This is a genomic window from Flavobacterium xinjiangense, assembly GCF_900142885.1.
Taxonomy (GTDB): domain Bacteria; phylum Bacteroidota; class Bacteroidia; order Flavobacteriales; family Flavobacteriaceae; genus Flavobacterium; species Flavobacterium xinjiangense.
On the sequence record NZ_FRCL01000020.1, the window covers coordinates 22675 to 46524 of the forward strand.

The 23850-nt window shown below is 33.0% G+C and carries 22 protein-coding genes and 1 rRNA gene; 9 read left to right on the forward strand and 14 right to left on the reverse strand.

Going from position 1 to position 23850, the window contains the following annotated elements; translation table 11 throughout:
* Nucleotides 1-25 precede the first annotated feature (25 nt).
* From BUC23_RS16325 to BUC23_RS16340, 3 genes are all read left to right on the forward strand, one after another.
* Complete coding sequence (locus BUC23_RS16325) at nucleotides 26-415, forward strand: hypothetical protein (protein ID WP_073211488.1); 390 nt, start codon at nucleotides 26-28, stop codon at nucleotides 413-415.
* Nucleotides 416-1057: 642 nt separating this feature from the next.
* Nucleotides 1058-1849 carry a sensor histidine kinase gene (locus BUC23_RS16335; RefSeq protein WP_073211494.1) on the forward strand — a complete coding sequence of 264 codons (792 nt, stop codon included), beginning with the start codon at nucleotides 1058-1060 and terminating at the stop codon, nucleotides 1847-1849.
* Nucleotides 1850-1852: 3 nt separating this feature from the next.
* Entirely contained in the window at nucleotides 1853-2518 is a 666-nt protein-coding gene (locus BUC23_RS16340; protein WP_073211497.1) for a response regulator transcription factor, read from the forward strand.
* A 29-nt stretch (nucleotides 2519-2547) separates the two neighbouring features.
* Here the strand turns inward: BUC23_RS16340 and BUC23_RS16345 are convergent, their stop codons facing one another.
* On the reverse strand, nucleotides 2548-3228 hold the full coding sequence (locus BUC23_RS16345; RefSeq protein ID WP_073211500.1) for a DUF547 domain-containing protein: 681 nt from the start codon (nucleotides 3226-3228) through the stop codon (nucleotides 2548-2550).
* A gap of 347 nt (nucleotides 3229-3575) precedes the next feature.
* Between BUC23_RS16345 and BUC23_RS16350 the strand changes: the two genes are divergently transcribed.
* On the forward strand, nucleotides 3576-4835 hold the full coding sequence (locus tag BUC23_RS16350) for an asparagine synthetase B (protein WP_073211502.1): 1260 nt from the start codon (nucleotides 3576-3578) through the stop codon (nucleotides 4833-4835).
* Nucleotides 4836-4865: 30 nt separating this feature from the next.
* Nucleotides 4866-5777: a glutaminase gene (locus BUC23_RS16355; RefSeq protein WP_073211505.1), complete on the forward strand. Its 912-nt coding sequence runs from the start codon at nucleotides 4866-4868 to the stop codon at nucleotides 5775-5777.
* A 234-nt stretch (nucleotides 5778-6011) separates the two neighbouring features.
* Here the strand turns inward: BUC23_RS16355 and cphA are convergent, their stop codons facing one another.
* Nucleotides 6012-8636, reverse strand: a complete 2625-nt coding sequence (gene cphA / locus BUC23_RS16360; RefSeq protein WP_073211508.1) for a cyanophycin synthetase — start codon at nucleotides 8634-8636, stop codon at nucleotides 6012-6014.
* A gap of 260 nt (nucleotides 8637-8896) precedes the next feature.
* On the opposite strand from cphA, the gene BUC23_RS16365 reads away from it, so the two are divergent.
* Together BUC23_RS16365 and BUC23_RS16370 are read left to right on the forward strand one after the other, a co-directional pair.
* Complete coding sequence (locus BUC23_RS16365; protein WP_073211511.1) at nucleotides 8897-9769, forward strand: cyanophycinase; 873 nt, start codon at nucleotides 8897-8899, stop codon at nucleotides 9767-9769.
* A 103-nt stretch (nucleotides 9770-9872) separates the two neighbouring features.
* Nucleotides 9873-10715: an isoaspartyl peptidase/L-asparaginase gene (locus tag BUC23_RS16370; protein ID WP_073211514.1), complete on the forward strand. Its 843-nt coding sequence runs from the start codon at nucleotides 9873-9875 to the stop codon at nucleotides 10713-10715.
* Here the strand turns inward: BUC23_RS16370 and BUC23_RS16375 are convergent, their stop codons facing one another.
* From BUC23_RS16375 to BUC23_RS17575, 7 genes are all read right to left on the reverse strand, one after another.
* On the reverse strand, nucleotides 10716-11348 hold the full coding sequence (locus BUC23_RS16375) for an endonuclease/exonuclease/phosphatase family protein (RefSeq protein WP_407918684.1): 633 nt from the start codon (nucleotides 11346-11348) through the stop codon (nucleotides 10716-10718).
* Between the two features lie 281 nt (nucleotides 11349-11629).
* Nucleotides 11630-12067: a hypothetical protein gene (locus tag BUC23_RS16380; RefSeq protein ID WP_073211518.1), complete on the reverse strand. Its 438-nt coding sequence runs from the start codon at nucleotides 12065-12067 to the stop codon at nucleotides 11630-11632.
* Nucleotides 12068-12589: 522 nt separating this feature from the next.
* Complete coding sequence (locus BUC23_RS16385; protein WP_073211521.1) at nucleotides 12590-12895, reverse strand: hypothetical protein; 306 nt, start codon at nucleotides 12893-12895, stop codon at nucleotides 12590-12592.
* Nucleotides 12896-13054: 159 nt separating this feature from the next.
* Nucleotides 13055-13342 carry a hypothetical protein gene (locus BUC23_RS16390; protein WP_073211524.1) on the reverse strand — a complete coding sequence of 96 codons (288 nt, stop codon included), beginning with the start codon at nucleotides 13340-13342 and terminating at the stop codon, nucleotides 13055-13057.
* 198 nt (nucleotides 13343-13540) lie between these two features.
* The gene (locus BUC23_RS16395; protein WP_073211527.1) at nucleotides 13541-14209 is read right to left on the reverse strand and encodes a DNA-binding transcriptional response regulator; all 669 of its coding nucleotides are present in this window, start codon (nucleotides 14207-14209) and stop codon (nucleotides 13541-13543) included.
* An 11-nt stretch (nucleotides 14210-14220) separates the two neighbouring features.
* Complete coding sequence (locus BUC23_RS16400) at nucleotides 14221-15903, reverse strand: tetratricopeptide repeat-containing sensor histidine kinase (protein WP_139259959.1); 1683 nt, start codon at nucleotides 15901-15903, stop codon at nucleotides 14221-14223.
* A gap of 99 nt (nucleotides 15904-16002) precedes the next feature.
* Entirely contained in the window at nucleotides 16003-16179 is a 177-nt protein-coding gene (locus BUC23_RS17575; protein ID WP_167365603.1) for a hypothetical protein, read from the reverse strand.
* A gap of 344 nt (nucleotides 16180-16523) precedes the next feature.
* Between BUC23_RS17575 and BUC23_RS16405 the strand changes: the two genes are divergently transcribed.
* The gene (locus BUC23_RS16405; protein WP_139259961.1) at nucleotides 16524-17393 is read left to right on the forward strand and encodes a hypothetical protein; all 870 of its coding nucleotides are present in this window, start codon (nucleotides 16524-16526) and stop codon (nucleotides 17391-17393) included.
* 53 nt (nucleotides 17394-17446) lie between these two features.
* On the opposite strand, the gene BUC23_RS16410 is transcribed toward BUC23_RS16405, so the two are convergent.
* From BUC23_RS16410 to thrS, 5 genes are all read right to left on the reverse strand, one after another.
* Nucleotides 17447-19168, reverse strand: a complete 1722-nt coding sequence (locus BUC23_RS16410; RefSeq protein ID WP_073211537.1) for a tetratricopeptide repeat-containing sensor histidine kinase — start codon at nucleotides 19166-19168, stop codon at nucleotides 17447-17449.
* 150 nt (nucleotides 19169-19318) lie between these two features.
* Nucleotides 19319-19663, reverse strand: a complete 345-nt coding sequence (gene rplT, locus BUC23_RS16415; protein WP_035633036.1) for a 50S ribosomal protein L20 — start codon at nucleotides 19661-19663, stop codon at nucleotides 19319-19321.
* Nucleotides 19664-19840: 177 nt separating this feature from the next.
* Nucleotides 19841-20038, reverse strand: a complete 198-nt coding sequence (gene rpmI / locus BUC23_RS16420) for a 50S ribosomal protein L35 (RefSeq protein ID WP_022827375.1) — start codon at nucleotides 20036-20038, stop codon at nucleotides 19841-19843.
* A gap of 107 nt (nucleotides 20039-20145) precedes the next feature.
* The gene (infC, locus tag BUC23_RS16425) at nucleotides 20146-20703 is read right to left on the reverse strand and encodes a translation initiation factor IF-3 (RefSeq protein WP_379852977.1); all 558 of its coding nucleotides are present in this window, start codon (nucleotides 20701-20703) and stop codon (nucleotides 20146-20148) included.
* Between the two features lie 16 nt (nucleotides 20704-20719).
* Nucleotides 20720-22666 (reverse strand): threonine--tRNA ligase, encoded by a 1947-nt coding sequence (gene thrS, locus BUC23_RS16430; RefSeq protein WP_073211543.1) that lies wholly within the window; start codon nucleotides 22664-22666, stop codon nucleotides 20720-20722.
* A 999-nt stretch (nucleotides 22667-23665) separates the two neighbouring features.
* On the opposite strand from thrS, the gene BUC23_RS16435 reads away from it, so the two are divergent.
* Nucleotides 23666-23850 (forward strand): 16S ribosomal RNA (locus BUC23_RS16435); the annotation flags it as partial.

A 23850-nucleotide genomic window follows, 5' to 3' on the forward strand; every position in this document is an offset into this window, starting at 1 on the left:
TGTATTAATTTAATAACAAAGAAGTATGTCTGAAGAGCGTTCAACCCAAAACCTAGCATCAAATAAAGTAACAAACGCAATCTCACTTAAAGAAGCACAACGGTGGGCTAAGCGTTGGTCTAAAGAAGAGGGCAATTACAATAAACACCAACAGGTACACGCCTTTTTAATTCCAAAAAAAGATGTTCTGGAAGTACTGGTTGAAGGAATTGATGCGGTAAGAGCGTACATTGGTGTGGATGATAATGGAGTCGAAAAATTAATGATTGTTGGAACTAAATTTGATTCTTCAACGGGTATTTACGTAGATATGATATCACAAGGAGATGGGGTCAATAAAGAAGTGGATGGTATTTATGATTTTACAGAACCTTGTCCTCCGGCATGCGATCCAAAAAGTCCAATGTTTAAATAAAAACGATATGTTAAGAATATTTGCAAATATTGGTAATTTGATTTTAATATGTAATTTAATTCTATTTATTAGAGACTTTCGATTTCAAAATAAGGGATTTAAGATTTTTACTTTTTATCTGGGAATCATTTTTAGTATTCAATTGGGATCAAAAATTTTGGTGAATCTTCATTATCAAAATTTATACCTCTCCCATTTTTATTTTATTGGGCAATTTATAATGTTGAGTTTTTTTTATAAAAATTTATTCAAAGAGGCACTTCAAAAAAGAATGGTAAACATTGGATTTGTTTTTTGCTTGTTAGTTTTAGGAATTCAATACGGCTTAGCTCCCAGTCTATTATTTAAATTCAATTTGTTTGAAATTTTCATAACCTCATTTTTACTGATTATTTATGCCGCTTTTCATTTTTATAATATGCTAAATTCCAAAAAAGAATTTTATTACATTAATATGGGAGTTTTACTTTACTTGTTTGGGAGCATCGTTTTGTTTTTAGCGGGTAACCTTATGGCAACTTTAAGTCCAAAAATCAATAAGATTCCGTGGATTCTTAATGCAATATTATTTATCGTCTATCAAATTTTCATATTTGTTGAGTGGCGAAAAAGTAATTCCAAAAAGATAATTAATGCAATTTTATGAAAGTAAACACTTTACATGAAAATGATATAATTGAGATTATTCTATACACTTGCTTCGCTTTTCTTTTAATGGGGATAGTAATGGTCTTATTTTTTTATTTTTCAAGAAAGAAGATTATTCAGAAAGAATTAGAGAAGAAAGATCTGGAAATTCAATATCAAAAAGAGCTTTTGAGTGCCGTAATCATTACTCAGGAGGAAGAACGTAAACGTATTGCCCAGGACTTGCATGATGACATTAGTTCTAAACTTAATGTTGTTTCTTTAAATAGTCATCTGCTCAATACTCCTAATTTATCTTCAGGAGAAGTTAGTGAAATTACTGCCAATATTATTAATCTCACCGCTAAGGCTCTGGACAATTCAAGGAAAATTGCACATGGACTTTTGCCTCCGGTTCTCGACAAATTTGGACTTCATGCCGGTGTTGAGGAATTATGTTTAGAGTTTAGTAGCGCTAAACTAATTAGTGTAAACTATGAAAATAATGTTTCATTTGATATTTTAGATAATGACAGGCATTTACATGTATTTAGAATTTTGCAAGAACTGATGAATAATTCACTTCGACACGGAAAAGCAACACTAATATCTATTCTTTTTGAAAACGATAAAGATGGCAAAATATGCTATTATTCTGATAACGGAATTGGTTTTGATATAGCTAATCATAAAAATCAGAAAGGGCTCGGTATGAAAAATATTGAGAGTAGAGTAGCTTTCTTAAAAGGGACAATTGCTATGGATTCCTCAATTAACAACGGGATTTCAGTAGTTTTTAATTTTTAAAGAATGAATGACACAATCAAAATAATATTGGTAGACGATGAATTACTTTTTAGAAAAGGAATTTCATTTTTGTTGGAGCGGGAAAAAAACCTAGAGGTTATTTTTGAAGCTTCAAATGGAGATGAGCTCATTTCTTTTCTACAGTTAAATAGTAATCATCCGGACATTATTATTATGGATTTGAAAATGCCGGTGATTAATGGAGTAGAAGCCACTAAAATTATTCGTAAAGAGTTTCCTGAAATCAAAATTATTGCACTTACCAGTTATGATTCTAAATCCTTTGTTGCCAATATGATTGATGTGGGTGCCGTTTCGTATTTGATAAAAAATGCAACGCCTCAAGACTTGTTAACTACCATAAATGAGGTTGCGTTAAAAGGATTTTACTACACGGATTCTGTTATTAAAGTTATTAAGGAAGATGTTTTGACTAATAAGAAACTCAAAAGCAATTTTGACAATAACTTCCTTACCAAGCGGGAGATTGAAGTGCTTAAACTTATTTGTTCCCAGAAAAGTTCAGTTGAAATAGGGGAACAGCTTTTCATAAGCCCCAGAACGGTTGAAGGGCATCGCAATAGTTTATTACTGAAAACACAATCCAAAAATATTGCCGGATTAGTGGTTTATGCTGTGCAAAATGATATTATTATAATGGAAATTTAAGGTTTTTGGCTTTTTACCAAACAAATAAATTAGGAAGCAAATTTGATTTTATCAATTGGCTTTGCAGTTTTGAATCGAAGTCTATATGTCGAAAAGTCTTTCGTGAAGGTAGTTTCCATTATTTTTTTGACAGATTTTTTTCCGCCAAAATCCTTTAAATTGTGCAATATAAAATCCGAAACTTGAATTGTTTTTGCATCATGATCAAATTCCGTTTTTAATTCAATAAAATTTTTTGCAACTAAACTGAGTTGTTGATCTATATGTTTACTGTCGTAAGTAGGAATAGAAATGCTCATTACTTTAATACTTCTTAAAGCAAAATGAATTCTATAATCGACCTTTTCAACTGCTGTCCTCGTTATAAAACTGGAGTAAAATGGATTTGTGAAATATCCATAGCCCATTTTGAATTTATATTTTCTTAATATTCCATGTTCAATATCATCTAAAGAGAGAATCGTGTGAGATATTTTGATTCTTTTGATGTTCAAAATTCTGTTACTTTCTTTCGTTTCATTCGAAATGATGATATAGAATGCATGGTATATGTTAATCCAAAATACTTTTTTGAGATCATCTGCATACAGACTTTTTTCAAGTTTTGACTGTCTGATATAAAATAATTGCCGTCTAAGCGATGTTGTATCTTCTCCTGCCTGTGATGATATAAGAATTTCTTCCGATAAAGCTATGAAGTGATTTTTCAAAATAATCGTTTGTTGCGTTATAAAGCGTAAATATTCCTAATTAAAAAAAAGCTGATAACACATTACATAGAAAGTTAAAATAAGTAGTACTAGCAGAAGTATTCCAATGTTTATTATAAAAATCTTTATATTGAAAGGTTTTGTCTTTTTCTTAAAGTCTATTTCTAAATTTTCCATTTCTACTTTGCTTTTATATCGAAGTGTAAATTTATACACTTGATATAGTTTGTCTATGCGTATATTTACGTGTTTTTTCTCAAAAAGGATTTTGGGTTTTATTTTAAAGTGAAATTTTTGTCATTTCAAGTACTTACTTTCTATCTTTGATAGATAAAAATCAATAAACGATGTTGAAGCGAATTATTTATACTTTTGTCATTCTACTTTCTTTTTCTGCAAAAGCTTCATTTATTTTGTTGCCAATGGATGAAACCACGCAACAAAATCATCTAAAAGCTTATGGAATTACATATTGGTGTTTAGATAAAAATTATAAAGCAAGTTGGTTATTGAATTATCGTGGAGGGTCATTTTTATTACCTGATGCACCTGAAATACGTAGAGAATGCCAAATTAGAGGAGTTAGTTTTGAAATCCTCTCGGATAGTGAAGAAACCAAGATATTGGAGGATATATCTAGCCCTTCACAAAACATGGAAACTGTTATTTTGGAAAAAGCGCCTAAAATTGCAGTTTATACGCCCGAAGGGAAACAACCTTGGGATGATGCTGTTACCATGGTTCTGACTTATGCCGAAATTCCTTTTACGCCTATATATGATGAAGAAGTTTTAAGCGACCAACTGCTACTTTATGATTGGTTGCATTTACATCATGAAGATTTTACCGGGCAATACGGTAAGTTTTTTGGGGCTTATAGGAATGCACCTTGGTATATTGAGCAAAAGAAAGAAGCTGAAATTTTAGCTGCAAAATTAGGATACCCAAAAGTCTCTCAAGAAAAAGTTGCTGTTGCCAAAAAGATTAGAGATTTTGTAATTGGTGGAGGATTTATGTTTGCCATGTGTTCAGCAACCGATAGTTTTGACATTGCTTTAGCTGCCGATGGTGTCGATATTTGCGAGACTATGTTTGATGGAGATGCGAGCGATGCTAATTTTCAATCGAAGATGAATTACGGTTCTACGTTTGCATTCAAAGATTTTATTTTAGAAAGAAGACCGGAGCAATATGAATTTTCAGATATCGATATGACTTTGAAAAGGCGGATTCCAATGGAAAAGGATTATTTCACTTTGATGGAATTTTCGGCAAAATGGGATCCTATTCCCAGCATGTTGTGTCAAAATCATACCCAACTCGTAAAAGGTTTTATGGGGCAAACTACCTCTTTTGACCCCTCGCTTATTAAATCTAATGTTTTGGTTATGGGAACCTGTGAATTGAATGGCGAAGTTCGTTATCTTCATGGAGAAAAAGGCAAAGGGATGTATACGTTTTATGGCGGTCATGACCCTGAAGATTTTCAGCATCAGGTCGGCGATCCTCCCACAGTTCTGGATTTGCATCCTAATTCTCCGGGTTATCGCTTGATTTTGAATAATGTGTTATTTCCTGCTGCAAGAAAGAAAAAACAGAAAACGTAATCATACTTTTAAATCGATAAAATTCTTTACATGAATTACAAAGTCATTTTACAAGAAATATATAATGAATCTGAAAAACTTGCTACACTAGGGAAGATTACTTCTTCCATTCCTGAATTAGGTAAAGTGGATCCGGATAAATTTGGAATACATTTAACCACAATTGCTGGCGAGGACTTTGGAATAGGTGATAGTGAGGAGAAATTTTCGATCCAGAGTATTTCTAAAGCACTGACTGTTGCATTGGCGTTTTCTTTTCTGGATGAAAAAATATGGGAACGAGTAGGAGTTGAGCCATCAGGGAGTGCCTTTAATTCCTTAGTACAATTAGAATATGAAAAAGGAATTCCCCGAAATCCTTTTATCAATGCCGGCGCAATTGTTATTGCTGATATTCTTGTAACTCATTTGAAAAACCCAAAACAAGATTTTCTGAATTTTATAAGAATGATTTGTGGGAGTCCAAAGATCGATTTTAATTTAAAAGTGGCACAATCTGAAAAAGATACTCGTTTCAGGAATGCTGCTTTAGCTAATTTTTTAAAATCTTTTGGAAATATACATAATGATGTTGATGAAGTTCTGGATTTTTATTTTCACCAATGTGCGATTGAAATGACATGCAAGGAATTAGCACATTCCTTTTTCTTTTTTGCCAATGAAGGAAAAACTAAAGCGGGAGTGCCAATTTTGACTAAAAGTCAGGTAAAAAGGCTTAATGCTTTGATGCAAAGTTGTGGATTTTATGATGAGTCAGGAGAGTTTACTTATAAGGTGGGATTGCCTGGTAAAAGCGGAATTGGAGGAGGAATTGCGGCTTTGTATCCTAAAAATTTTGTTGTTGCCACTTGGAGCCCTCGACTTAACCAAAAAGGAAATTCAGAGTTGGGGATGAATGCTTTGGAATTATTAACAACAAAAACAGAAATGTCAATTTTTTAGAAATATAGTTCTTTAAAACGGTATGGATTATAGCCCTGATTACTTCACTTAATTTCTATTTTTTTTGAGTTCAGTGAATTTCATTTGAGCCGATATCCTTTGAGAGGAACGAACAAAGATAAAGGCGAAAGCAGGAAACAGCTCCTAAATATTTATAATGTGATAAAATGCAGTCATCATTTATCAAAAAAAAAGCTACTTTTTACAGTAGCTTTTGTTATTTAATGAAAAAAGTTAAACGATTCCATGTTCATTTTCTTTGTCTAAATACTCCTGGACAATATCAATAGCATTAGTAACTACATCGCTTAAGGCAGTGATAAAGCTCCCTTCTTCGGCACAATTTATCGCATGTCTTATGGCTTCGGTTTCTTTAGGGATAATTTCATAGGTTACCGTTTTACCAGAATTTTTAATTCCTTCAAGGATTAAATTTATAATCTCTTCTTCGGTTCTTCCTCTCAGGTATTTTTCCTGTCTTATGATAATATGATCGAACATTCTGGCGGCAATATTGGCACATTCTCTTATGTCTTCATCACGACGGTCACCAACACCAGCTATTATTCCTATTTTCTTGGTAGCATCGACACTTTGCAGGTATTCTTCGACACCTTTATAACCAGATGCATTATGAGCAAAATCAATCAATACTTTGAATTTTTTGAACTCAAAAATATTCATTCGACCGGGAGTTTGTGCTGCACTTGGAATAAAAGTTTGTAGAGATAAACTGATATCTTCAGTTTTAAAACCCCATAAATAACTCGCTAAAGTTGCGGCAAGCACATTGGCAATCATAAATTTTGCTTTTCCGCCCAGTGTTAAAGGTACATGAGTGGCGCGTTCGATTCGGATTTTCCATTCTCCTTTTTTGATGGTAATAAATCCATTTTCATAAACGGCAACGGTTTTTCCCTCAGCACATAATTTTTTGATGAAATCGTTGTCTTCACTTAAACTAAAGTAGGCGACATTGCAATTTAGATCCTGACCTAATTTTATGCATTGTTCATCGTCTCCGTTCAAAACTGCCCAACCGTCTTTCTTGATACTTTTTACAACAGTAGCTTTTACTCTTGCCAAGTCATCTAAGGTGTGAATATCACTTAATCCCAAATGATCTTCCTGAATATTGGTAATAATTCCAATATCGCAACGGCTAAAGCCTAAGCCAGAACGAAGTATTCCGCCTCGAGCAGTTTCCAGTACAGCGAATTCTACAGTTGGATCTCTCAAAATATATTCGGCACTTAGAGGTCCGGTTGTATCCCCTTTTTCCATCATGTGATTTTGAATGTAAATCCCATCTGATGTGGTAAACCCTACTTTGAAACCATTATTTTTTACAATGTGAGCTAATAATCGGGTAGTAGTAGTCTTACCATTAGTCCCAGTAACTGCAATAATTGGAATACGACATGATTTTCCGGGAGGATACAACATGTCAATAACTGGAGAAGCTACATTTCTAGGTAGCCCTTCAGAAGGTGCCAGATGCATTCTAAATCCAGGTGCAGCATTGACTTCAAGAATTACACCGCCATTTTCTTTTAGTGGTTGGGTTAAATTTTCCGCCATAATATCAACACCGCAGATATCCAGTCCAATTACTCTTGAAATTCTTTCGGCAAGGAAAATGTTTTCTGGATGCATCATATCTGTAACATCCACAGAAGTTCCACCCGTACTTAGATTAGCAGTAGATTTCAAGAATACGATTTCACCAGTTCTTGGAATGGTTTCCAATGTGTAACCTAGTTTTTCCAACAAATCTTCAGTATCTCGATCAACGTCTATTTGGGTTAACACATTTTCATGGCCATAACCTCTTCTGGGATCCAAATTGGTTGTGTCAATTAATTGCTGAATGTTGTCATTCCCGTTTCCTATCACATGAGCAGGAACTCTTTTTGCAGCAGCGACAAGTTTATTATCAATTACCAATATTCTAAAATCGAAACCAGTGATAAATTTTTCTACTATAACACGTTTACCGTATTGTTGTGCAAATGCTAAACCAGCAACTGCATCGTCCCAATTAGTAACATTAATGGAAGCTCCTTTTCCATGGTTTCCGTCCAAAGGCTTTAGTACAATGGGATATCCAATTTTTTTAATCGTATCTGCTAAACCTTCTTCATCCGTACAAATACTTCCGCTGGCCACGGGAATCGAAGCCATATCCAACATTTTTTTGGTTTGCTCTTTATTACAGGCAATATCTACGGCAATGCTACTGGTTTTACAAGTAATTGTTGCTTGAAAACGCATTTGATTAATACCATATCCTAATTGAACTAATGAATTTGTTCCTAATCTAATCCAAGGGATATTTCTGGCAACAGCTTCTTCTACGATACTTCCGGTACTTGGTCCAAGTCGAACACGTTCCCGTATTTCACGCATTTTTTGTAAGTCAGCTTCCACATCATATGGCGTTCCCGCAATTAATGCTTCGGCAATTGCAACGGAAGATTCAGCTGCAAAAAGTCCCACATTTTCTTCCGTATAACTAAAAACCACATTATAAGTTCCTGGAGTTCTGGTTTCTCTGGTTCTCCCAAATCCAGTTTCCATTCCAGCCAAAGATTGAATTTCGAGCGCAATATGTTCAATCACATGGCCCATCCAGGTACCACGTTCTACTCTGGAAAAAAATCCACCACGGCAGCCTTCAGAACAACGATGTTCAATCATTGTAGGAAACATAGCTTCAATACGTTCTTTAAATCCTTCAATTTTATTAGTAGGAAACTGTTCCATTTCTTCCAAATCCAATCGCATTTGGACTAATTTTTTTCTTTGTATGCTCCATATATTGGGACCGCGTAGGGCTTGTACTTTGATTATTTTCATAAAATGGGGTATTATTTTTTGGAATAGGATTAATAGGTAATGGTTTATTTTAAAATTTAATACGGTCTGTTTTTTTTAAAAGAAGACGATAATGGGTTTTTGTTTTTGGAAAATGCATAGAACTAAATTAAAAGTAGTTTTTTTAAAATAGGAATCAAAATTTATTTATTGAATATTAACAATAAGTATTTCATTCTAAATTATTAAAAAAAGGACTGAACTTCAAGTGCTCCTTTTATCTTTTTGGTTATTTTTGCCAAATGAATATACTAGGAAAACTGATAATAATAGGAGGTGCGGTAGATAAAGGAAGTTTTACTGAAACTGATTTGGATAAAAATGCAACTAGCAATTTAAATTTTTTTGAAACAGGGATTTTAAAAAGGATCTTAAATGAGTCAAAACATAAGGAGAATTCACGTATTGAAGTTATTACCACGGCCTCAGTTATTCCAAAAGAAATTGGTCCTGAATATGTAAAAGCATTTGAGTATTTGAATGCTAAGAATATTGATATACTGAATATCGAAAGGAGAGAACAAGCAGCAGACGAAGCCATTTTGGCTCGACTAAAAGCAGCTGACATCGTAATGTTTACCGGAGGTGATCAGTTGCGATTGACTTCTATACTTGGAGGCACACGTTTTCATGATATTTTACTGGATAAATACCACAATGAAGAATTTATTTATGCTGGAACTTCAGCTGGTGCTGCTGCAGCATCAAATAATATGATTTATCAAGGCAGTAGCTCAGAAGCTTTATTAAAAGGGGAAGTAAAAATTTCTAGTGGACTAGGATTAATTGATGGTGTAATTATCGATACACATTTTGTGCAACGCGGCAGAATTGGAAGACTTTTTCAAGCTGTTGTGGGTAATCCTAGAGTATTGGGAATAGGCCTTGGAGAAGATACGGGTTTGTTAATTACCAATAATACTCAAATGGAGGCGATAGGTTCTGGATTAGTAATTTTAGTTGATGGTCGTGAAATAAAGGACACTAATTTGACACAAGTAGAATTAGGACAACCTATTTCTATCTCGCATTTAGTGACACATGTTATGAGTAAATTTGACACTTATAGTCTTGATACTCATAAAATGCATATTCAATCTTCCCAATATTCATAGGTCTTTGATAATGGAAAAGTATAAAAACTTAGGTGTAAAAAGCTATAAATTTGTTTCGTTGTTTTGTCTTTAAACCGGAGCTTTTAATTTTTAAAATTTTAATTTGAAACTAATCATACACGGCGGATTTTTCTCAGAATCATCTACCAATCACGAAACGAAAGTTGCCAAACAAAACGCACTGGAACGAATAGTAAAAGATTCTTTTGAATTTTTAAAAGAACATTCTGCATTAGAGGCAGTTGTTTATGCAGTTTCGCTTTTGGAAGATGATCAATTGTTCAATGCAGGAATTGGCTCGCAAATTCAAAGTGACGGAAAAATCAGAATGAGTGCTGCTGTTATGGATGGTGAATCTCAGAAAATGAGCGGCGTAATCAATATCGAACAAGTAAAAAATCCAATTAAGGTTGCTCAAATATTGATGCAATATGACGACAGAGTTCTAGGTGGAAGTGGAGCAACTAATTTTGCCCGACAACACGGTTTTGAATCTTTTTCTACCGAGATTCCACAACGTAGAACAGAATATGAAAATAAACTGAAAGCGCTAGGGACTGGAACAGTGGGTTGTGTGGCTTTAGACCAAAATGGTAAAATTGCTGTCGCGACATCTACAGGAGGAAAAGGTTTTGAAATTCCCGGTAGGATTTCTGATTCGGCTACCGTTGCGGGAAATTATGCAAATTCATTCTGTGGTGTTAGTCTAACAGGAGTAGGTGAGGATATCGTGAGTAATGCAACTGCTGCTAAAATTGTAACCCGCGTTAGCGATGGTTTTTCATTACGAGAAGCCTTCACTAAAACATTCAATGAATTAAAACCGTATGATGGTTTTGCAGGTGCCATTGCTATTGATAACAAAGGGAATATGTTTCATCAGGATTCACATCCCAGTATGGTTTTTGCCACTTTTGATGGAGATATTTTTGAAGTTTTTGAATAGTTAATTCAAAGAGAATTCGAGCCAGATAGGAATATGATCGGATATTATCCTTGCTTCTTGAAGTGAGTCAAAATTTTTATAAAACGAAATAACGCCTGAATTTATGGTAGTTATTTTTGAAATGTTGAAGTACATATTATCAAATTCTGAAGCGAGGCATTGCCCGTTTTTACACTCTTTTTTTAATGAGGTTTTCTGATGCACTAAAACGGATTGGTAACCCATTTTTTTCAATGGATTAAAAACGGTATGTGATTGCGGACAATTGAAATCGCCAGCAAAAATCAAATTCAATGTTGGATATTCAGCGGGCAAAAATTTAAAATATTTAATCTCCGTTTCTGGTCGTTTGTTTTTGGTAATGGCATGAAAATTGGCGACAGTAAATTGTTTATCTTCATATTGGAATGTACAGAAATAAGGTTCTCTGTCAATCTCTAAATTGTATTTTTTTTCTAGCCAGGCTCTCCCTATTTTCTTAAGCTTGCTTGTTTTCCAAATAAAAGCATATCGTTCGGTTTTGTAGGCAGTGCTGCTGGTTGGATCACTAATCACATAATCCCATTTAGCTCCTTTGCGATTGAGTTTATTTACTAATCTTGCTACTGCTTGTGCGCCGCCATATCCCGCCACAACTTCTTGAATAGCAATGAGATCGTAGTTTTTAGGGAATTTGCGATGTAGTTTATTGTTTCGTCTGATTTTGATTTACCAAAGTTTTCCAGATTCCAGGATAAGAGTTTGGTTTGGGAAAAAACAATGGAGGAAATGAGGAGGAGTAAAAGGCTAAGGAAGTATTTCAAATTGTTTTAATTGGGAAAATTCTAAGAAATAGATGGAAAATCACTATAATTCAAAGGTAGAATAATTTGTAATCTAAAATGGAGAAATCCCTCTTTTTAAAAAATTACTCTTTACACAGAGAATTGAATTAATTCTTCATTGCTTTTTTTAAATTTATAATTGAAGATCTCTTTTTTGACATCATTTACAATATCTATTATTTCATGTTTTGATTTAGCATCAATCTTTTTTTCAATAGTTTCGCCATTTCTTAAGCATATTTTTACTCCATACCTGTTATAAGTACTCATTCTTACAGCAATTATAAAAATTAGCAGTACAGAGAGGGTTAGAATGATATTAGTTTGTAAAAACAAGAAAGAAAATGACGCGATACAAACTGATATTAAAATAACTATGAATTCAGAAAAGGGTTTTCTTTTATTTACGGTAATATAGATTTCATTCAATTCAGAATACAAAATTTCTTTTTGCGCTCTTTCTTTACAATTTAAAATTATACCTTCTTTATCTAAGGTTATTTCTTCCAGTTTATTTTTAAAAATCATACTTTTTTTTGTTAGGTTGTAGGTTCATATACGTTCTCTTTTACTCGAGATTTTACTTATTTCTCCAAATTTTATATAATAAATAAATGATGCAAGCTGTTCCCATCAACATTACTGATATTTGTATTGAATACAGTAAATCAAAAATTATTAACGAATTCAAGTGTTAGAGGTTTTAATTGAGTACAAACGTACCTTCAATAAATTGCATTTACTTGTGGGAAACCTCATTTTGAGTAATAAAATTATAAATAATCAAATTTGATAAGTTATGGTATAGCATACAGTAAAGCGGGTAAGAATAATTTGTCTATTAGGTATATATAAGTATGTAGGCCCCTGCCTTTGTACTACTTTATATTGTTTCTAATGATAATTTCATCGTCATACTTGTAGTGCTCCGTATTATAGTAAATTATTTGATGTTTGTTTTCTTTTTTAAAGCGTGTAGGAGTGATCGTAAAGAGTACGATAAGCGCTAATAACAAGATTTTTTTCATTAAATAATTTAAAAAGGGATATTTATTCGCAGCAAATAGTTACGATTTTCAACTGAGTTTTTAGGACTTTTTTTATTTGCTTATTCGTTAGTAATTCCTTTTTTTGAGCCTTATCTAATTTCATTCCTAAAGCTTCCCATTTTATTTTCATATATGGGTATTTTGATAACGAATTGAAATTCCCTTTTAGTGATTTTTTATAATGTGTAATATATTCTTTTACGTAATTTTCATAATCACTAACCCTTTTATCCCATTTTTCTTCTGTCGAATTTTTATTTATTTTTGGAAGTTGTAATTCAAAGACAGCATCATTTTTTAGAATCATTTTTTTTTGTTTTTAGTGAAATGAATTAATTTATCTGTAACTGTTTTCGAAAAATCAATGAAATTTTCGGCAGGAATGGATGTAAAAGATAAAAATGGAAGTATTAAAAAATGGGTCTGTTAGACTCCCTATCGGTTCTGATTTACAAACAGTAACGCATTATATTTTCACCCAATTAGTAGCAATCCAATCTAATAATTGTTCTCTATAAACTTCATTTTCCAAAATAGAATGTTGTAATAGACTTTCTACCTTTTGAAAACTTATCTTTGTTTGAGGCACCTTATATCTTTCTAAAAATTGGTTGCAAAAATGAACTACTTCAAATTCTTCAGTTTTATCTAAATATATACGTTCTATAATTTCATTATAAGTGAGATTATTACTTACGTCAACTGTTTGTGAATATCCTGTAAATGCTAAGTCTTCAGTAGTAAAATTGGCCATTTTATATGATTTTAAAGTTTAAAGGGCAAACTTATAACCAAAAAAAATAAGTTCTTTACGGGAAACCGTAAAGTGAGTAATTATTTTTAAAAAAAATGTAATTGATGGAAATGAGAAATAGTGTGCGTATTCGCTAAACAGATAGTATTTGAGCTTAGTTAATAATCTGTAAGTTAATACAGAATTGGTCAAAAGAGCTTAGACTAATCCTAGATCTTTTGCTATCGCTATTAGATGTACGTTATTGCTGGCTTTAAAATAAACTTTTAATTTGTTGATTCGTTTTTCTATACTACTACTACCATTGGGTGTTGTGCCTAACTGTTTGAATCTTTCTGCAATTTCATCTAAGATATGACCTTTAGATAATAACTTTAAAAGAGAAATGTCATACGCTTCAATTTCAAAAATTGACTTGTCCCGCATCGTATGAGATAGTTCCGCCGAGACAATTTTGTCTTCATTGTCATAAATACGCTGAATAGTGTGTTGCAGTTCTGGTATACTATTACGTCCTTTCGAAACGTAAGCATTAATTCCTAAATTATTAAATAGTGATTGTACTCTAAAGGATTTGTCTTCAATCGAAAAAACTATTGTCTTGATATCGGGTTGGGCAATTTTTACGGCTTCGATTAGGTCTTCACCTGAAGTAAGCTTGTTTTCTCTATGGTCGGTTTTAAATGATAAATCACTGATCAATAGATCATAAGGGACATTGTCATGAAGTGCTTTTTTAATTTTTAAATAAGCATCGTCACAGTATTTAGCATGATGAATCTCTACAATAGATAATGTCTCCAGCGCTTGAATTACTGCAACGCTTATGGTATCTAGATCTTCGGCAATTAAAACTTTATTAAACATAGTGATATTGATTATATTGGGAATAGGATAGTTGCTTTAAATCCTTTGTTGGATTTAGTATCAAAAGTAAGTGTTCCTTTTATAGCCATAATACGGTTTTCCACATTCTGTAGTCCATTTCTTGATTTTTTTTCGTCAAATGTTGCTCCGATGCCGTTATCACTGTAATCTATTTGTAATTTTTTTTCATTTTTTTGAAAAGTTAACACTACTAAACTGCATTGACTGTGCTTTTTCATGTTGACAAGCAATTCTTGAAGTACACGATAAACAGTAATTTTTTTATTACTTTCTAAAGTTGTCCAATTGATTGTATCTATTCCATTGACCAACACATTTACTTCGTTGTTATTGAAACCTGACATCATTTCTTTTAAGTTAGATACAAAGAGAGAACCCGTTTCTATGGTGCTGTTTTCTTTAGAAATGTTTCGTGTTCTGGAATAAATGGTATCCAGATTGGTAAGCAATATTTCTTTATTTGGGCTGGTAGATAAATCTTGCGTTTCGGCAAAAGCCATGGTGTGATAAACATCGTTGGCCAACTCATCATGAAGTTTTTTTGCAATTCGAATCTCTGTATTGTAAGAGATTTTTATCTTTTCTCTTTTGTTTTTGGCTACAAGAAAATTAGAGATAAAAATACTGATCATAATAATAATTCCTACAATGAAATATAAAAGTAGATTTTTGTTTTTTTGTTGTTCTAATTGAAGTGCGTTTTCGGCTTTTTGGGCTTTTAGTTTTAAATTTTCTTCTTTTTCTTTTTTAGAATCATATTTTATTTTAGCAAATTGATTTTTTGCCTTTTGCCTCACCTTATTGATACTGTCATTGATATGAAGGTGCAACATGGAGAATTTTTTTGATTCATTCCCAATGCTGGTCTCTACTAATAATGCTAATGATTTCAATCGATCGTCAACACTATTTATTTTTGTCGCTTTTTCATAGGCTAATTGGCCATATTTATGAGATAAATTTGGATTGGTTTTAGCGTGAAATTCAGATAAGGTTTGATAGCTCGTGGTTATTCCAAAGTCATCTTTTATCTGTTTTTTTATTTTCAAGGATTGATTCAAATAGTTAAGGCTTTTCGTATTGCCAACTTTGAAATAGCAATAGCCCAAATTATCGAGTACTCGGGCGTAATTTTCAAAGTTATTTGTAACTTCTTTTTTTAAAGTCAAGGGTAATAGGATGGTTGTGGCATTTTGATAGTCATGTTTTTCAATATAAATGACTGCAATGTTGTTTTTAATAATGGCTTTCTGCAATTCATCCTCTGATAAATTTAATGCTTTATTATAATAATAAATAGCATTATCATAATCATAAAGATTGTTGTAACTAATCCCCAGTATATTATATATAGAAACTTTGTAATAAGAATCTGTGTTGTTTTGAAAAAATTGGATTGCTTCTGTTGCATTTGATTCGCTACTTGCGTAATCACCGTGTACTTGATGAATGTATGCTAGTTTTAGTAAACAATAGATAATTTTGCTTTGATCTTTATTTGGATTACTATTTGATTTTATTTTGCTGTAATAGTAAAAAGCACTATCAAATTCTTGATTATTAATATATTTTTCAGCGAGGGTTATATTCTTTGTATAATTTGAATTGTCTATAGTTTTTAGGATGCTTTGTTGTTCTTTTTTGCAGGATTGTAACGCAAAAGATATTATCAATAAAAAAATGTAAATCGGGAAATGTAACTTTTTAACTATCATTCCCCGAAAATACAGAAATTAATTTAAATATAGTTATAATAGAAATAACTATTTATATTACGGTTTTGGTGGAGTTGTTGGAGTTTGGCCAGTTGAACTTCCGCCAGTATCAGCAGCAGCATCTGCTGATACTTGTTGTTTAATATTTGGGTTAGTTTCCATTTCGTCATTGGTACAGGAAACCATAGTAAGACATGCAATGATATAACAAGATACAAGAATTATTCTTTTCATTTTTTTGGAATTAAAAATTAGACATAGGTTGGGCTGTCCGATATTCAAATCGAATCTTTGCCTGAATAGGCACGCCGTTAAAACTTTTTTTCTTTTGCTTTTTGGGAAGTGAAGTGCGCTGAAACAGAAGAGTATTATTTATACTTCCCGAATAAACTTGCCATGCTATTTTGCGACACTTTTTTAGAACTAGTTTTGTACATTTGTCTTGATTGCAATTCAAAACAGGAACTAATTCTGTGGCAAAGAAATGCGGTCTTTGTTGAATAATTTGAATGGAATTCCGATGATTCCGCTAATTCCGAAGGTTTCCATAGGATTCCGAATATTTCCACTAAATGCTTATGAACAAAATTACTTTTGAAGAATACAAGAATGCCATTAGAATAAAATATGAGGTGTCGAAAATTGAAGAAGTCTCAGGCATTTTATTAAATCCTACGCCTGCTCAATTACGGAATCTGTGTTTGATGAGGCTTGATCATTGTTTGACAAAAACGGATGGGAGTGTATTTAGGATGTTTTTTAATGTAAAAGAAGAGGAAAAGGTAAGGAAGGAAATTGAGAATTTTGATATTGGAAAATTCAAACCTATAATATCATTTTTAAAAGAAGAGAAGGATTCGGATAATGTGACAAGAATAGAATTGGCAGCCATTCTTGTTGATTTTAATCCAAGACCTTACAGTAAGTATTTACTTAATGGGAAAATTATTGAAAAAAGTAATTTAGACGTCACTTCATTGGTAGAAGAAAAGGAATCTGATGTGGATTATTTTAGTGAAGATAAAAGGGAGGAAGAAGTAGTGGAAACCAAGCATAATGATAGGGTAAAGAAAAAGGCAGTAATTGTTTTGACTGTGTTCTTATCTTTGTTTTTTATGGGGTATTCGGTAAAGAATATGATTTTCCCCGAAAAAGAATGTATGAAGTGGGACGGGGATCATTATGAAGCAGTGGATTGCAAAAATGAAAAATTAGGAATTGGAAATGTAACATCAGTAGTAGTTTTAAATGAGGATTTATTGTCCTTTAAAAAAATCGAGGTTAGCACAAATACAATTTTCTTCAAAAAAGGAAAACCGATAGTTTGGTATGGAAAATCATTTGAGGGTAATTATGAATATTTTAATCAGCCAGGACTACATCCAGAAACGGAGAAAACATTAAAACCAATATCTGAATATATTATTAAGAAATATTTACATAAATGACAGTAATTCATTCAAAATTAGTCGATTAAAGCTTCGTGTTTTATTTACTACATTTAAATTGGAAATGTAATATGTACTTTGAAGCCTTTGTCCGATTTTGTTTCAAAAGTTATTGTTCCTTTTATAGACTGGATACGGTTTTCTACATTTTGTAATCCATTTTTTAGATTTAATTCTTCTATCGTAGCTCCCACGCCATTATCACTGTAATCTATTTGTAATTTGTTTTCATTTTTTTTGAAAATTATTACTGCTAAACTGCAGTGGCTGTGTTTTTTCATGTTGACAAGTAATTCTTGAAGTACACGGTACATTGTGATTTTTGTATTATTGTCTACATTTGGCCAGTCAATCGTATCTATTCCGTTGATTAAGACATTAATTGCAGAGCTGTTGAACGCAGACATCATTTCTTTTAAGTTAGAAGTAAATAGAGGCCCTGCCTCTATAGAACTATTTTCTTTAGAAATGTTTCGCGTTCGTGAATATATAGTATCAAGGAGGCTAAGTAATATCTCTTTATTTGCATTAGTGGATAGATCTTGTGTTTCTGCAAAAGCCATCGTATGGAAAACATCGTTAGCCAGTTCATCATGCAGTTTCTTAGCAATTCTAATCTCAGTATTATAGGCACTTTTTATTTTTTCTCTTTTGTTTTTGGCTACAAGGAAATTACCAACAACAATACTCATCGTAATAATAACTGCAACCACGAAGTACAAGAGTAGGTTTTTGTTTTGCTGTTTTTCTTGCTGCAGTATTGTTTGCGCTTTTAGTTTTAGATTTTCGTTCTTTTCTTTAGTGGAATCGTATCTGATTTTAGCAAACTGATTTTTTGCTTTTAGCCTTACTTTATCGATGCTGTCGTTTATTTTGAGGTAGAGTGCTGAAAATTCTTTCGATTTGTTGTCTGGACTGTTTTGTATTAATAGCGCTAAACATTCCAAACGATCATCAACTTGATGTACTTTTGTAGCTTTTTCATATGCCAAGTTCGCATAGTGGGCGGCCAAATTGAGGTTGCTTTTTTTATAATAGTGGAAAAGATGGTAGTAACTCCCAATAAGTCCTCGGTCATTATTTTCTTGTAATCTTATTTTTACGGATTGGTTTAAGTAGGCGAGTGATTTTGGATTCTGTACTTTATAATAGCAGTAGCCTAGATTATCTAATATTCGAGAATAAGCTTCTGGATCTTCTAAAATTTCTTTTTTTAAAGTCAAAAGAGAAAGAATTTGGATAGCATCTTGGTATTTTTCTTGTGCCATATAGACTAAGGCTATATTGTTTCTTATACCGTATTTTTCAATTGGATCTGTTTTTATAATGAGTGATTTATTGAAATAATAAAGAGCGTTTACGTTGTCAAATGTATGTATGTAGTTATTACCTAATGTATTATAAATATTCCATCTGCCATTGGGGTATTTATCATTGTTATCTAAAAAAGGGAGTGCTTCCACGGCCGTAGATTCACTACCAGAATAATCTCCTAAATCCGCTTGAATTTGTGCTATCCACGCTAATGAATGAATAATTCTGGAGGTATCTTTTTTTATTTCGGCAGCAGATTTTGCTTTGTTATAATAGTAGTAGGAACTGTCTAATTCTTCATTTTCATAAAGTTTATAACCAGTTGCCAAGAGTCTGTTAACTTCTGTAAGATCTTGTTTTTTTGGGGAATTTTTTTGTGGTTTTTTCTTACAAGATTGGAATACTAAAAAGAGTGATAGTAATAAAATGTAAATCGGTAAATGAAGTTTTCTAAGTATCATTTTTCGAAAGTACAGAAATTAATTCTAATAAAGTACGTATCGGATTACTATATTTTTTTAATTTTTAAAGGCTATTAAAAACAAAAAACCCCAATCTTTCGATTGAGGTTTCTATATAAGTAAGTAATCTAAATTGAGTTGATAAAACGTTTATTTTACTTTATTAAGTACTGCTTTGAAAGCTTCAGGGTGGTTCATAGCTAAATCTGCAAGAACTTTTCTGTTCAATTCGATTCCGTTAGCTTTTACTTTACCCATGAATTGTGAATAAGACATTCCTTCTAATCTAGCTCCAGCGTTGATACGTTGAATCCATAAAGCACGGAAATTTCTTTTGTTCACTTTTCTGTCACGGTAAGCGTAGCACATTGCTTTCTCTACCGCATTCTTAGCAACTGTCCAAACGTTTTTACGTCTACCAAAGAAACCTTTGGCTTGCTTCATTATTTTTTTTCTTCTTGCTCTTTTAGCAACTGAATTTACCGATCTTGGCATAATTTTGATGTGTTTTTGTAGTAGGCGGCTTGAATTTAATCAAAAGCACTTAATGGCCATACTCCAAGGTTATTGGAAATTGTTTTAACCTAAAGAATTTTTTAATCAAATGTTTTAAAGTCGAATGTCGAAAGTCTAATGACTTTAAGACGTTACAACTTTAGACTTTATGACTTATTATATAATTCTTAATTGTTGTTTGATGCTTTTCATATCTGTTTTGTGAACTAGCGCTGAATGTGTCAAAGCTAATTTACGTTTTTTAGATTTTTTAGTCAAGATGTGACTTTTAAAAGCATGCTTTCTTTTAATCTTTCCAGAACCAGTAACTTTAAAACGTTTCTTGGCGCTAGATTTGGTTTTCATTTTAGGCATTTTTTCCTAGTATTTTAATTTATTCTTACTTACTTATTTATTTTTTAGTTTTCATTCTCGGTTTTCAGTTTGCAGTATGAAAACTGAAAACTGCGACTGCTAACTTTTTACTTTTTCTTCTTCGGAGCAATGAACATAATCATTCTCTTTCCTTCCAGAACTGGCATCGCTTCCACCTTACCAAATTCTTCTAGATCTGTAGCCAATCTCAATAATAAGATTTGTCCTTGATCTTTATAAATGATTGAACGTCCTTTAAAGAATACAAAAGCTTTTAATTTTGCTCCTTCTTTCAAGAACTTCTCTGCATTCTTTCTCTTGAATTCATAATCATGTTCATCTGTTTGAGGTCCAAAACGAATTTCCTTAACGACTACTTGAGTAGATTTCGCTTTTAGAATTTTATCACGTTTCTTTTGCTCGTAAACAAATTTCTTGTAATCCATGATTTTACAAACCGGAGGTTCAGCATTAGGAGAAATCTCAACTAAATCCAATTCAAATTGATCCGCTAATCTTAAAGCTTCCGAAAGTTTAAAAACTCCAGGTTCGATATTTTCACCTACAAGTCTTACTTCTTGTACACCACGAATAAGATTATTTATTCTGTGTGCATCCTTTTTTTCTACGCGAGGTTGATAACCTCTGTTGCTTCTTATTGCTATGACTTTATAATTTAAGTTAAACTGTAAATACTTTTAATGTTTTATTGATCTCTTCGTTTACAATAGCTACAAATTCTTCTATTGTAACTGTTATATTTCCTTTTCCTTCTTGTCCATGACGACGAATAGAAATCGTTCCGTTTTTCTCTTCTTCCTCACCTACAATCAACATAAACGGGGTTTTCTGCATTTCAGCATCTCTAATTTTCTTCCCGATTGTCTCGTTTCTATTGTCTACAAGGGCGCGAATTTCGTGATTTTCTAGCAGATTTAAAACTTTTTTCGCATATATTTCATATTTCTCGCTCAAACACAAGATTGTAGCCTGTTCAGGCATCAACCAGAGTGGGAAATTTCCTGCTGTGTGTTCTAGTAAAATAGCTATAAATCGTTCCATCGAACCAAACGGCGCTCTATGAATCATTACAGGTCTATGTAGTTCATTATCAGATCCTTTGTATGTCAAGTCGAAACGTTCTGGTAGGTTGTAATCCACCTGAATCGTACCTAATTGCCACTGTCTTCCTAAGGCGTCTTTAACCATGAAATCCAATTTTGGACCATAGAAAGCCGCTTCACCATATTCGATAACGGTATCTAGGTTTTTGTCTTTGGCAGCATTGATGATAGCATTCTCCGCTTTTTCCCAGTTTTCATCAGTACCTATATACTTATCTCTGTTCTCTTTATCTCTTAGTGAAATCTGAGCGGTAAAGTTTTCGAAACCTAATGAAGAGAATACATAAAGCACCAAGTCAATTACTTTCTTGAATTCTTCATCCAGCTGATCTGGCGTACAAAAGATATGTGCATCATCCTGAGTAAATCCACGAACGCGAGTTAAACCGTGTAATTCACCACTCTGTTCGTATCTGTAAACAGTACCAAATTCAGCATAACGTTTCGGTAAATCTTTGTACGACCAAGGGCGTACATTGTAAATTTCACAGTGATGAGGGCAGTTCATTGGTTTCAATAAAAATTCCTCTCCTTCTGCAGGAGTGCTTATCGGTTGAAAACTGTCAGCACCGTACTTTGCATAATGTCCTGAAGTCACATATAGTTCTTTCTGACCAATATGTGGCGTAACCACTTGCTCGTAACCACCTTTTTTCTGTGCTTTTTTCAAAAACTGTTCAAGACGATCTCTCAAAGCCGCACCTTTCGGCAACCACAATGGCAAACCAGCACCTACTTTTTGTGAAAAAGCAAAAAGTTCAAGTTCTTTACCTAGTTTTCTATGGTCGCGACGTTTTGCTTCCTCTAGTAATTCCAAGTATTCAGTCAAATCCTTTTGTTTAGGAAATGACGTTCCGTAAACACGAGTTAACTGTTTGTTCTTCTCGTCACCGCGCCAGTAGGCTCCGGCAACACTCATTATTTTCATCGCTTTGATTATTCCGGTATTTGGAATATGACCACCACGACATAAGTCAGTAAACGTATCATGATCACAAAACGTGATTGTTCCATCTTCAAGATTTGTAATCAACTCCGTTTTATAAACGTTGTCTTTGTATAATTCTAAAGCTTCTGCTTTGGATACCGGACGTAGTTTGAACTCATGTTTACCTCTTGAAATTTCAAGAACACGATCCTCAATTTTTTTAAAGTCAGCATCTGTAATTTTCTGATCTTCAAAATCTACATCATAATAAAACCCATTAGAGATTGCTGGTCCAAGAGTTAATTTAATCCCTGGATACATTTCCTCTAGAACCTGTGCCATTACGTGCGAAGTTGAATGCCAGAAAGCTTTTTTACCATCAGCATCATTCCATGTATATAATGTAAGACTCCCGTCCGTCGTTAATTGAGTTGTAGTTTCAATTGTTGTACCATCAAAAGAAGCCGAAATTACATTTCTAGCAAATCCTTCGCTAATGCTTTTAGCAACATCCATGGGAGTTACCCCTGAATCATACTCTCTAACTGACCCATCGGGCAAAGTAATCTTAATCATTGTTTGATATTTTAAGAATGCAAATATAAAGGATTACGAAAACACATACAATATATATGTAAGGTTTGTTACTATGTTGGTAAAAACAAAATGGCAGTCATTATATATAAGTAAAAGAGTTTATTTCTATTAGGAGCTATTGCCCGCTATTCGTTTCAATCTTTTCTCTCGTAAAAACTCGAGAAAAGGATTTCCGCTTCTATCGGGGCTAGGGCGTTATGTTTTATCTTGTTCTTTCTTGTTTCATCGACTTTATGATTTAGTTAAAGATGAAATTAGAGTAACCAGTATATGTGTTACCTTATATATAGGAGTAAAGTGCCTGATTGGAACAATGTATTTATAACCTATATATAATGACATCTACGGATTTTTGCCCGTAAAGTCGTCCTTTCCTTCGGAGAGTGACGAAGCGTTGAGAGGGGGGCGAAAAAAAAATACTTTCAAAATTCACGTTTCCAGCGAGTTAAAGCTGTGGAGTAAAAAACATCAAAAAAAAGGGATAAAAAAGCTTGAATAACGGTATAAAGGGTGTAGTTTTGCACCCGCAATGGCGCAGACGTTCTTACTTATTTAATGGAAAGCGAATCAAAATTAAGGCGAAAGTTTTAGAAAAAAGATTTGCGAGAAATAAAAGAAGTAATTATCTTTGCCGACCCGAAAGGGAGCAAGTTCATAGATAGATTGAGTGGGTGTAAAGGTTGAGAAATCGGCTTTTAAGGTAAAGAAAAAGGAAACGAAAATTTCCTAAAAAAACTTTTCAAAACACTTGCGAGATAAGAAAAGAAGTTGCACTTTTGCACCCGCTTTGAGAGACACACGATGTGTGTTAAACGAAGCGATAAAACAAGAAGAACACGTTCCTAGACATATTGAATTGACAGCCGTCTCGTCCAAAAGATGAGACAAATAATAAAGAGTAATAGAATTGAAAGATTTGAAAAAACCACTAGAACTTCAGTCAAATAACAATAGCTTAATTTATTAAGCACACAATATACGATGAAGAGTTTGATCCTGGCTCAGGATGAACGCTAGCGGCAGGCTTAACACATGCAAGTCGAGGGGTATAGGTTTTCGGACCTAGAGACCGGCGCACGGGTGCGTAACGCGTATGCAATCTACCTTTCACAAAGGGATAGCCCAGAGAAATTTGGATTAATACCTTATAGTAATACGACTTG